General features: G+C 74.6%; 10 protein-coding genes. 7 read left to right on the top strand and 3 right to left on the bottom strand.

Translation table 11 applies throughout. The features are described from left to right. Positions 1-140: 140 nt before the first annotated feature. The 6 genes from E1200_RS09665 (at position 141) to E1200_RS09640 (ending at position 4901) form a co-directional block, all read left to right on the top strand. Positions 141-1226 (top strand): aminopeptidase P family protein, encoded by a 1086-nt coding sequence (locus tag E1200_RS09665; RefSeq protein ID WP_131951485.1) that lies wholly within the window; start codon positions 141-143, stop codon positions 1224-1226. Between the two features lie 31 nt (positions 1227-1257). Beyond that, a complete protein-coding gene (gene efp, locus E1200_RS09660) occupies positions 1258-1815 on the top strand; it encodes an elongation factor P (RefSeq protein WP_131951484.1) in 558 nt (185 codons plus the stop codon). Continuing rightward, a complete protein-coding gene (nusB, locus tag E1200_RS09655; RefSeq protein ID WP_131951483.1) occupies positions 1812-2228 on the top strand; it encodes a transcription antitermination factor NusB in 417 nt (138 codons plus the stop codon). The genes efp and nusB overlap by 4 nt, the downstream gene beginning before the upstream one ends. Positions 2229-2283: 55 nt before the next feature. Further along, entirely contained in the window at positions 2284-3069 is a 786-nt protein-coding gene (locus E1200_RS09650) for a methyltransferase domain-containing protein (protein WP_131951482.1), read from the top strand. A 3-nt stretch (positions 3070-3072) separates the two neighbouring features. After that, the gene (locus E1200_RS09645; RefSeq protein ID WP_131951481.1) at positions 3073-4356 is read left to right on the top strand and encodes a DNA polymerase IV; all 1284 of its coding nucleotides are present in this window, start codon (positions 3073-3075) and stop codon (positions 4354-4356) included. Between the two features lie 134 nt (positions 4357-4490). Further along, positions 4491-4901 carry a DUF3040 domain-containing protein gene (locus E1200_RS09640; protein WP_131951480.1) on the top strand — a complete coding sequence of 137 codons (411 nt, stop codon included), beginning with the start codon at positions 4491-4493 and terminating at the stop codon, positions 4899-4901. Positions 4902-5169: 268 nt separating this feature from the next. Here E1200_RS09640 and E1200_RS09635 read toward each other — a convergent pair whose 3' ends face one another. From E1200_RS09635 to E1200_RS09625, 3 genes are read right to left on the bottom strand one after another with little or no spacing between them, the layout of a single operon-like run. After that, on the bottom strand, positions 5170-7677 hold the full coding sequence (locus E1200_RS09635) for a DUF3488 and transglutaminase-like domain-containing protein (protein WP_243708443.1): 2508 nt from the start codon (positions 7675-7677) through the stop codon (positions 5170-5172). Further along, the gene (locus E1200_RS09630; RefSeq protein WP_131951479.1) at positions 7674-8981 is read right to left on the bottom strand and encodes a DUF58 domain-containing protein; all 1308 of its coding nucleotides are present in this window, start codon (positions 8979-8981) and stop codon (positions 7674-7676) included. Before E1200_RS09630 ends, E1200_RS09635 begins: the two co-directional genes overlap by 4 nt. Position 8982: 1 nt before the next feature. Then, a complete protein-coding gene (locus E1200_RS09625) occupies positions 8983-10023 on the bottom strand; it encodes a MoxR family ATPase (RefSeq protein WP_243708442.1) in 1041 nt (346 codons plus the stop codon). A gap of 468 nt (positions 10024-10491) precedes the next feature. On the opposite strand from E1200_RS09625, the gene mraZ reads away from it, so the two are divergent. Next, positions 10492-10923 carry a division/cell wall cluster transcriptional repressor MraZ gene (mraZ, locus tag E1200_RS09620; protein WP_089312308.1) on the top strand — a complete coding sequence of 144 codons (432 nt, stop codon included), beginning with the start codon at positions 10492-10494 and terminating at the stop codon, positions 10921-10923. Positions 10924-11115 lie beyond the last annotated feature (192 nt).

Raw genomic sequence — 11115 nt, 5'->3', positions numbered from 1 at the left:
CGGTCACGCTAAAGCAGCGCGCGGCGCGAAGTCGAGGGTTCTTCATGTTTTGTGATGGCGCCGAGTCCGCCGGGTCCGCGGTGGCGCCGCGGCCCCCGCCGGACTCGGCGCGGACCCGGCCGTGCCCTAGAGTCCTGACCATGGGGGAGACGCACGACACCCGGCGGCGGCGGCTCGCCGCGCTGGTCGCCGAGCGGGACGCCGGCGCCCTGCTGGTGACCCGGCTGGTCAACGTCCGCTACCTGACCGGCCTGGACAGCTCCCGGGCCGCGCTGCTCGTCCCGGCCGCCGGCCCGGCCGTGCTCGCGACCGACGGGCGGTACGCCGGCATGGCCGCGCAGGTCTGCCCGGAACTGCCCGTCATCGTCGACCGGCAGGTCGCGGCGGCCCTCGTGGCCCGCGCCGGCGAGGACGGCCATACCCGGCTCGGCTTCGAGGCCCACGACGTCACCGTCGAGCAGCACGCGCAGCTCCGCGAGCAGGCCGATGAGGCCGGGATCGAGCTGGCGGTACTCGGTCACCTGGTCGAAGAGCTCCGCCGGGTCAAGGACGAGGAGGAGATCGCGCTCCTGCGCGAGGCATGCGCGATCACCGACCGCGCGTTCGCGGCCGTCCTCCCCGAAATCCGCGCCGGGCGCACCGAGCGGGAGATCGCCATCGCGCTGGAACGGACGATGGTGGACTTCGGCGCCGAGGCTCCCGGGTTCGCCTCGATCGTCGCGTCCGGGCCGAACGGCGCCATCGCGCACCACCACCCGGGCGACCGCGAGATCCGCCGCGGCGACCTCGTCACCATGGACTTCGGCGCCCGCCACGGCGGCTACCACGCCGACATGACCCGCACCGTCGCGATCGGCCGGCCCGCCGGCTGGCAGCGCGACGTGTACGACCTCGTCCACCGCGCACAGCGCGCCGGCCTCGACGCGGCCGTCCCCGGCGCGGACACCAAGAAGGTCGACGCCGCCGCCCGCGACGTCATCGAGGCCGCCGGGCACGGCGACGCCTTCCCCCACGGGCTCGGGCACGGCGTCGGCCTGGAGATCCACGAGGCCCCGCTCCTGGGGTACGACAAGACCGGTAAGCTGATGGACCGAGTTCCGATCACAGCGGAGCCGGGGGTCTACCTCACGGGCCGGGGCGGGGTCCGCATCGAGGACACGTTCGTGGTCCGCGCGGACGGTCCGGAGCTCCTCACCACAACGACCAAGGACCTGCTCGTGCTCTAGCGCGCGGGCCCGCGACCGGGAGAACAACGCAGTGGCGACGACGAACGACCTGAAGAACGGCATGACGCTGAACCTCGACGGCCAGCTGTGGACCGTCCTGGAGTTCCAGCACGTCAAGCCCGGCAAGGGCGGCGCGTTCGTCCGGACCAAGCTGAAGAACGTCCTGTCCGGCAAGACGGTCGACAAGACCTTCAACGCCGGCACCAAGGTCGAGGTGGCCAGCGTCGACAAGCGGGAGATGCAGTACCTCTACCGCGAGGGCGAGGACTTCGTCTTCATGGACACCGAGACCTACGACCAGCCCCACATCCCGGGCGCCGTCGTCGGCGACGCGGCCAACTACCTGCTGCCCGAGCAGAACGCCACGATCGCCTTCAACAACGACACGCCCCTGTACGTCGAGCTGCCCGCCGCCGTCGTGCTGGAGATCACCGAGACCGAGCCCGGCCTGCAGGGCGACCGCTCCACCGGCGGCAGCAAGCCCGCCACCCTGGAGACCGGCGCGCAGATCCAGGTGCCGCTGTTCATCACCACCGGCGAGAAGGTCAAGGTCGACACCCGCTCCGGCGACTACCTCGGCCGCGGATGAGCGCGCGGACCAAGGCCCGCAAACTCGCGCTCGACATCCTGTTCGCGGCGGAGCTGCGGGAGGAGGCGCCGACCGCGGTCCTCGCGGGGCGCGGCCGCCCCAACCAGGACGAGCTCGCCGAGTACCCGCACGCCGTCCGGCTGATCGAGGGCGTCCAGGAGCACCGGGAGCGCATCGACGAGCTGCTCGCGACCTACGCCACGGGCTGGACGCTGGAGCGGATGCCGGCGGTCGACCGCAACGTCCTGCGGATGGGCGCCTACGAGCTGCTGTGGGTGGACGACGTCCCCGACGGCGTCGCGATCAGCGAGGCGGTCGGGCTGGCCACCGAGCTGTCCACCGACGAGTCCCCCCGGTTCGTCAACGGCCTCCTCTCGCGCCTCCAGCAGCTGAAACCGTCGCTCACTCTGTAACGGCGTCGTCGCCGGGCCCCCGGCGCGGGGGCGCGGGCGGCTAGGCTTGGGCCCGATGAGCGACGTAAGGGGAGCAGCCGTGACCGGCCGGCAGCAGAAGCGGGTGCGGGGCGGCAGCCGCGTGCGCAGTGCCGTCCTGTGGGACGCCCTGCGCACCGTCCTCGACCGCATCGCCCCGGAGGCCGGGCAGAGCGAGGTCGTGGACGTCGGCGGCGGCACCGGCGGCTTCGCCGTGCCGCTCGCCGAGCTCGGGCACCGGGTCACCGTGGTCGACGCCAACCCCGACGCGCTGGCGGCGCTGGAGCGCCGCGCCGCCGAGTCCGGGGTCACCGTCCGCGCGATGCAGGGCGACGCCGTCGACCTGCCCGACCTGCTCGGCCGCGACGCCGCCGACCTGGTGCTGTGCCACAGCGTCCTGGAGTACGTGGACGACCCCGCCGCCGCCATGGCGGCGCTGACCGCCACCGTCCGCCCCGGCGGCTCGGTCAGCGTGCTGGTCGCCGGGCAGGTCGCCGCCGCGCTGCACCGCGCGGTGTCCGGGCACTTCGACGACGCCCGCGCCGTGCTCACCGACCCGTCCGGGCGGTGGGGCGAGGGCGACCGGATGCCCCGCCGCTTCACCCGCGAGACGCTGTCGGCGCTGGTGCGCGGCGCGCACCTGCGGGTCGCCGAGCTGCACGGCGTGCGGATCTTCGCCGACCTGGTGCCGAGCGGCATGCTGGACGCCGACGCCGACTCGGCCGACGCGCTCATCGCCCTGGAGTCGGTCGCGGCCGTCCACCCCGTCCTGCGGGACCTCGCCACCCAGCTGCACCTGGTGGCCGACAAACCGGCCGGGTGACGCGTGAGCCGCAAGCAGCAGCTGCACCGGCCGGGGCCGCAGCCGGGCCCGCCCGCCGACGACACCGGCTGCACCGTCCTGCACGTCGACATGGACGCGTTCTTCGTCAGCGTGGAGCTGCTGGAACGGCCGGAGCTGCGGGGCCGGCCCGTCATCGTGGGCGGCGCGGGGCCGCGCGGGGTGGTGGCGGCCGCGTCCTACGAGGCCCGGCGGTACGGCGTCCACTCGGCGATGCCGATGAGCCGGGCGCGCCGGCTGTGCCCGCGGGCGGTCGTCCTGCCGGTCAGCCACGGCAAGTACTCCCGCGTGTCCGCGGCCGTGTTCGAGATCTTCCGGTCCGTCACGCCGCTGGTGGAGGGCCTGTCCCTGGACGAGGCGTTCCTCGACGTGGCGGGCGCCCGGCGGCGGCTCGGCCGGCCCGCGGCGATCGCCGCCATGATCCGCGAGCAGGTCCGGGACCAGCAGGGGATCACCTGCTCGGTGGGCGTCGCGAGCACCAAGTTCGTCGCCAAGCTGGCCAGCACCCGATGCAAGCCCGACGGGATGCTCGTGGTGCCCGCCGACGGCGTCACCGACTTCCTGCACCCGCTTCCCGTCGCGTCCCTCTGGGGCGTCGGTGAGCGGACGGAGCAGGCGCTGACCCGCATCGGGCTGCGGACCGTCGGGCAGCTCGCGCGGACGCCGCTCAGCACGCTCCAGCGCGAGCTGGGCAACGCGACGGGCGCCCACCTGTACGAGCTGGCGTGGGGCCGCGACCCCCGCGAGGTCGTCCCGCACACGCCCGACAAGAGCATCGGCGCCGAGGAGACCTTCGACACCGACATCGACGACCCGGAGACCATCCGCCGCGAGCTGCTGCGGCTGGCGGAGAAGGTCGGCGCCAGGCTCCGGGAGAGCGGGAACGCGGGCCGGACGGTGAGCGTCAAACTCCGGATGGCGAACTTCAAGACCATCACCCGGGCGCGGACGCTGGACGAGCCGACCGATCTCGCCCGTGTGATCTATGTCACAGCCTGCGCCCTCTATGAGGGGGCGGGGCTCGACGGGGTACGTCTCCGGTTGGTCGGGGTCAGGGTCGAGAACCTGGGCCCGGCCGGCGAGGCCCCCCGTCAGCTCGCCTTCGACGAGCCGGAACGCGGCTGGCGTGAGGCCGAGCGAGCCATGGACCAGGTCGCGCACAGGTTCGGCCGCGGTGCGGTCCGCCCCGCCGCGCTCGTCCCGCGTGCCGATGTGACCGATGTGACGCACGTGACGGCAGGGACGGAAGACAATGAAAGAAGGCTGTGAGGTGACCGGCACCGGGCCCTCGGCGGGCCGTTCGCTTTCGTACGCTCGACAGTGCTCGTATTCTGGGCATATCACCGTTGACGTTCGCGTCCTGCATCGGAATCCCCGCCGCGGGGCTGTCGTTGGGAGGTGCCGTGCCGCTCTCTGAGCACGAGCAGCGCATGCTCGAACAGATCGAATCGGCGTTGTACGCCGAGGATCCCAAGTTCGCTCACGCGGTTCGCTCGACCAACCCGCAGATCCACTACAAGCGCCGGATCGTCAAGGCGGCCCTCGGCTTCGTCGTCGGCGTCTGCGCCCTGATGGCCGGGCTCGTGATCAACGCGGGGACCGCCACCATCGCGATCAGCGTGACCGGCTTCCTGCTGATGGTGGTCTGCTGCGTCTGGGCGCTGACGAGCTGGAAGCGGATGACGGGCATCGGGAACGAGCCCGCCCCGCCGCCCGGCCCGGGAGGCGGGGGCGGCCGGCAGGCCAAGCCCGCCAAGTCGGGCTTCATGGAGCGCATGGAAGAGCGCTGGCGCCGCCGCACCGAGGGCGACTGACCTCTCCGGACCGCCGAACGTCCCGGTCCCGCACGGCCCCCCGCGCGGAACCGGGGCGTTCGTGTGCCCGGGGAGCCTCCCCGCGGAACCCCTGAACGGGACGGTGCTCACCCCCGGGGTGGCTCAGGCCCGGAATGGCCAAGGCCCGAGGCGGCTCACGCCCGGGACGGTGCTCGCCTCCGGGCGGCTCACGCCCGGGACGGTGCTCGCCTCCGGGCGGCTCACGCCCGGGGTGGTGCTCACCCCGGGGCGGCTCACGCCCGGGGGCTCACCTGCGGCGGAGGCGGGCGGGCAGCTCGTTCACGCGCGTGGCCGCTTCGAGCACCCGGTCGGTGGCCGACCGCAGCGTCTCCCGGGTCTGCTCCACCGTGGACGGCGGGAGCAGCCGGGCCCGCAGCCGCGCCCGGCGGCCCACCGCCGCGGCGAACGCGTCCCGGACGGTGCGGACGTCCGCGCGCAGCCGCTCCGGCGGCTCGGGGGAGCGCGACAGCGAGTACCGGGCCAGCTCCTCCGCGCGGGCGATGCGGCCGAGGGCCCGCGCGCCCTCCGGGTCGAGCTCCAGCAGCTCGCCGAGCCGGCGGGCGGTGGCGCGCGGCGAGTCGCTGGAGCGCCATTCGAAGCCGTGGTCGAGCGCGTCGGCGCGCATCTCCCGCCACGCGGCGTGGGCGGCGTCCGCCGCGTCGGGCGTCCGCGCCCGCCCGCCGGACCCGCCGCCGGACACCCCGCCGGGCGGCCGCGGGGACGGCCGCCGCGACCCGTCCTCCGGCCCGCGCGGTGCGGTCAGCGCGGCCCAGCGGCGGCGCCGGGTCAGCACCCGCAGCGCCATCGGGACGGCCATGAGCAGCAGGACCAGCAGCCCGCCCGCGAGCCACGGCGCCGCGGAGAACCCGTCCTCCTCGTCCTCCTGCGCGCCGGCGGCGCCCTCGGGGCCGGTGTCGCTGCGGTTGCGGGCGGCGGCGCTGGGCTCGGCGGCCTCCTCCTCGTCGGGCGCCGCCGCCTCCGGCGCCGACTCGGCCCGGCTCTCCGGCCCGCCGCCCCCGGTGGTCTCCGGAAGGCTGTAGCCGGGGGCGTCGGCGGTGCCCTGCCCGGCCGCGCCCGCCGGGGTCGGCTCGAACCGCACCCACCCGGTGCCCTGGAAGTACAGCTCCGGCCACGCGTGCGCGTCGCGGGACCGGACGACCCACTGGCCCGGCCGGACCTCCGAGCCCGGCGTGTAGCCCATCGCCACCCGGGACGGGATGCCGATGATCCGGGCCAGCAGCGCCATCGACGCGGCGAACTGCTCGCAGTAGCCGCGCTTGCTGTGCAGCAGGAAGTCGACCAGGTCGCTGCCGTGCTGCGGCGCCGGCGCGGACAGGTCGTAGGCGAACCCGCCGGTCTGGTTGAACCAGCGCTGCAGCTTCACGGCCTGCGCGTGCGCGGTCGCCGACCCGGCGGTGACGTTCTCCGCGAGGTCCCTGACCTGGCGGGGGATGTTCCGCGGCACCGCGGTGTAGTGGGCGACGACCTCGGCGGGGTAGCCGCCGGCGCGGGCGAGCTGCGCGGACGTCGGCTGCGCGCGCCGGCTCTGCACGGTATAGGAGCGCCCGCCCGCGGAGTCGCGCAGCGAGTAGACCATCAGGGAAGGGTCGTGCACCCGCCAGTCGCCTTTGATCGACACCCTGGACGGCGCGTACGGCACCGGCAGGAAGGTCATGTTCTTGACCTCGGGCCGAACCTCGACCCGGGTCGTCACCTCCCGGGAGGAGGCGACGGTCAGGCCCGGCGGGTCCGGGAGCTCGTCGCCGGTCAGCCGGTCCCGGGAACTGCTCTGCAGGGGGCTGTAGGTCCACCGGTCGCCGTCGAACCGGTCGAGGGCGTACAGGCGCAGGTAGTCGGGCGCCTGCCGGTCGTCGGTCCGGTAGGTGAGGACGACCGAGTCGTCGAGCCGGGTCAGCTCCCGCTTCAGGCTGACCAGCGGGTCGGGCGTCGTGACGGTCTGGGTCCCGTCGCCGGAGCCGCCGCCGAGGTCGAGCAGGCCGCGCGGCTGCAGGCCCGGCACGGCCGCGGGCACCACCACCGCGACGGCCACCGCGGCGGCCGCGATCCGGCGGCCGCTCGCCGCCAGCGCCGCCGCGTCGAGGCGGGTGGCGGTCTCCTCCGGGCGGGGCTCGGCGCCCGCCAGCGGGACCTCGCGCTGCCGCCGGTGGGTCGTCACCGTCCGGCCCCAGCCGCCGACCTGCTCGCGGGCGTCCGCCATCAGCAGCCCCAGGAACCCCAGCGCGCCGACGCCGAACGCCAGCCAGCTCACGCCGTCCTCGCGGACCGCGGCGGGCACGCTGTACATGGCCAGCAGCGGCAGCCCGGCCGGGGCGGTACGGCGCAGCCGCACCGCCAGCAGGTCGACCAGGACGGCGACCAGCCCGATCCCGGCCGCGGCCATCAGCGAGATGCCCGGCAGCAGCGGGACGGGCGCCGCGTACCGGTTGGCGGCCTGCCAGCCGGCCTCGTTGAGCGAGACGAGCCGGCTCAGCGACTCCGGCGAGGGGACGAACCCCAGCCACGCCGCGTCGGCCACGTACGCCACGTTCAGGTAGACGAGCAGTGCGAGCAGGCCGAACAGCGCGTTGCACACGGCGGGCAGCCGCAGCCGCCGCGACAGCAGCCCGCCGCCCGCGACGGCGAGCACCGCCCCGAGCCCCGCGGCGAACCAGCCGTGCTCCTCGAACAGCGGGTAGAGGCCGACCGAGCCGGCGAGCGTCGCCAGCCCCGCCATGACCGTCATGCGGATTCTCATGCGCCGTCCCTGACGAAGTCCTCACCGGCCCGGCCGGCCTGCGCCCACACCCCGGGCAGGTCGGCCGCCGACCGTATGGCCACCACGCGCCAGCCGCTCGCGCGCAGCAGCCCCGCCGCCGTCTCCGCGGAGGCCGGGCCGTCCGCGCCGCCGCCCGCCACGCCGCCTGACCGAGCCGCGTGCCCCGCGTGCCCGTATCCCTCGACCAGGACCGCGACGCAGGTCCCGGCGCCGCGCCGCGCCGCCGCGACCGAGCGGGCCTCCTCGGCCGACAGGGCGCCGAACACCGCGATGACCAGCCCGTCCGCGTCCTTCGCCTGGCCCGTCCGGCCGCGCAGCGCCGCCAGGCCCGCCGTCAGCGACGCGCCCTTGGACCGGCGCACCACCGCCAGCGTGTCCAGCAGAAGCCCCTCGAACCCGCCGTCGGCGGACGCGGCCGGCAGCGTCTCGCCGGCGTCGGTGACGAAGCGCAGGTGCAGCCCCGCCCGGACGAGGTGCACCCCGATCGACGCGGCGGCCGACACGGCCTGCTCGAACGAGCCGGCGACGCCGTCGCCCCAGTGCGCGGCGCGGCGGGTGTCGAGGAACAGCGTCCCGCTGCTCCGGAAGTGCTGCTCCTCCCGCCGGACCATCAGCTCCCCGTGCCGGGCGGTGGACCGCCAGTGCACGCGGCGCAGGTCGTCGCCGTGCCGGTACTCGCGCGGGATCACGTCGTCCTCGCCCGCCGCGGACACCGCCCCGGCGATGCTGTCGCCGCCGCCCGTCCACGCCCCCGACAGCCGCTCGGACGGCAGCGGGACGATCGCGGGCGTCACCGTCAGGGTGTCGGACAGGCTGAACGAGCGGAGCAGCTCGACCATCCCGAACGGGTCGGCCAGCCGCACCGTCAGCGGCCCCACCCGGTAGCGCCCGCGCACGTCGGAGCGGATCCGGTAGCCGAGCTCGCGCTTGCCGTGCGGCTCGATCCGGTCCAGCACGAACCGCGCCCGGCCCCCGAGCGCGTACGGCACCCGGTCCTCCACCATCAGCAGCCCGCTCGGCAGCCGCGACACGTTCTCCAGCCGCAGGTCGACGCGGGCCTCGTGGCCGACCGGCAGCCGCGGCGGGTCCAGCCGCCGCGCGCACGCCAGCCGGTAGCGGGTCCGCGCCACCGCCAGCGTGCACAGCAGCGGCAGCACGAGCACCAGCACCCCGGCGCGCAGCAGGTCGCGCTCGCCGAGGACGAACGCGCACACGACGGCGGTCGCGCCGGCGGCCACGAAGGACCGCCCGCGCGTGGTGAGCCCGGCGAGCGCCCGTCTCACGTCACTTCCGGGGGGAGGGGACGGGCAGGCGCTTCACCAGGTCGGCGACGACCTGCTCGGGGCGGCGCCGCTCCACCTGCGCCTCGGCCGTGGGCAGCAGCCGGTGCGCGAGGACGGGGACCGCGAGGTCCTGCACGTCGTCGGGGACGACATAGTCGCGGTCGTCGAGCGCCGCGTACGCCCGCGCCGCCCGGACCAGCTGCAGCGTCGCCCGCGGCGAGGCGCCGAGCCGCAGCTCCGGATGGCTGCGGGTCGCCGACACGAGGTCGATGGCGTACTGCCGCACCGCGGTCGACACGTGCTGCGCGCGCACCACCTCGATGAGGTCGCGGACGTCGGCGGCGTGCGCGACCGGGCTCAGCCGGTCGAGCGGGGACGCCTCGCCGTGGTTCTCCAGCATCTCCATCTCGGCGGACGGATCGGGGTACCCCATCGCGATGCGGGCGGTGAAGCGGTCCCGCTGGGCCTCGGGCAGCGCGTAGGTGCCCTCCATCTCCACCGGGTTCTGCGTCGCGATCACCATGAACGGCGGCTCCAGCCGGTAGGTGGTGCCGTCCACCGTGACCTGCCGCTCCTCCATGCACTCCAGCAGCGCGGCCTGCGTCTTCGGGGACGCGCGGTTGATCTCGTCGCCGACCACGATGTTGGCGAACACCGGGCCCGGCTTGAACTCGAACTCGCGCAGCTCCTGGTTGTAGGCGCTGACCCCGGTGATGTCGCTGGGCAGCAGGTCGGGCGTGAACTGCACGCGCCGCACCGAGCAGTCGACCGAGCGCGCGAGGGCCTTGGCGAGCATCGTCTTGCCGACGCCGGGCACGTCCTCGATCAGCAGGTGCCCCTCCGCCAGCAGGACGGTGAGCGCGAGCCGCACCACCGAGGGCTTGCCCTCGATCACCGACTCGACCGCGTCCCTGATCTTGTTGGCGACCTGGGCGAGCCCGTCGAGACCCGGCCCTGGGCGCCCGTTGTCGGCGCGGCGGGCCGGGCGCGATGCCGGAGGGTCGGTCTCCATGAACGACTCGCCGTGCGTGCCTACTGTCACCAAACCCTCCTCAGCCGTCCGGCCGCGCGGTCGACCCGAGAGCCCTTGCCGGGCCCGTCCCTGTCCGGAGGGGCCGCGTCACCGCGAGCCGGTGCGTCGCCCGTTGCGCCCGCCCAACCGACAGTACGTCGTCGGAACGCCCTCCGCGATGTTCGTGTTGAACGCGGAACCATTGTGCTCCACGGTGATCGGGTTCTGATCCCGGACGAGGACACCACTTTCCCCCACGGCCGCGCCTACTCCCGCCGGCGGAGCCCGCCCGGACGCGTCCGCCCCGTCCTCCGCCGTTCCGCCGCGCGGACCGGCCCGCCGCGGGGCCCCACTCGGCCCCACCCCCTCTGACCTGCGCATACGTCCGCGAAATCGGTGCACGGAACGTGTTTTCATTGTTGACGGTGGGGAAGAGTGGAGTAGAGTGGGGCGCCGTGGGGGGCAGTAGCGCCCCATGCGGCGCGGGGAGGTGGGCCGGTGTTCCTCGGCACCCACTCACCGCGTCTCGACGACAAGGGACGGCTGTTCCTGCCGGCGAAGTACCGCGAGGAGCTGTCGGGGGGATTGGTGATCACGAAGGGCCAGGAGCGCTGCCTGTACGTCTTCCCCATGGCGGAGTTCCAGCGGATAACCGAGGCTCTGCGTGCCGCGCCGGTCACCGAGAAGGCGGTACGGAGCTACAGCAGGGTCTTTTTCGCCAGCGCGTCCGACGAGGTCCCCGACAAGCAGGGCCGCGTCACGATCCCGCCTCCGCTGCGCAAGTACGCGGGCCTCACCCGCGACTGCACGGTCATCGGTGCCAACACGCGTCTCGAGATATGGGACACGCAGGCATGGGAGACCTACCTGGAGCAGGAGGAGCAGACGTTCTCCGACGTCTCGGAGGAGGTGTTGCCAGGGATCCTCTGAGAAACGACTCGTCGGTCCGATGACCGGCAATGGCCCACGTTCGGCCAGGTCTCCAGCCGCTCTCCGAGCCAGCTGGCGCAGCTTCCCCGGTGCCAGACGGCGACCCCCCGCGCACCACGCGGTGATCTTCCTCTAGGGCAGCGGATGGGGACCTGGCCGGGCGAGGCCGCCGCCGGGGGCGTGCAGCGGTCA

Source organism: Actinomadura sp. GC306 (genome assembly GCF_004348665.1).
In the GTDB taxonomy this organism is placed as follows: Bacteria; Actinomycetota; Actinomycetes; order Streptosporangiales; family Streptosporangiaceae; genus Spirillospora.
The sequence above is the reverse complement of the archived record's forward strand: the minus strand, read 5'-3'. Positions and strand labels throughout refer to the sequence as shown.

What these genes read in the sequence shown, in the direction of transcription:
- E1200_RS09665 (WP_131951485.1), top strand. Translation starts at nt 141, where the DNA reads ATGGGGGAGACGCACGACACCCGGCGGCGGCGGCTCGCCGCGCTGGTC.
- nusB (WP_131951483.1), top strand. Translation starts at nt 1,812, where the DNA reads ATGAGCGCGCGGACCAAGGCCCGCAAACTCGCGCTCGACATCCTGTTC.
- E1200_RS09650 (WP_131951482.1), top strand. Translation starts at nt 2,284, where the DNA reads ATGAGCGACGTAAGGGGAGCAGCCGTGACCGGCCGGCAGCAGAAGCGG.
- E1200_RS09635 (WP_243708443.1), bottom strand. Translation starts at nt 7,677, where the DNA reads ATGAGAATCCGCATGACGGTCATGGCGGGGCTGGCGACGCTCGCCGGC.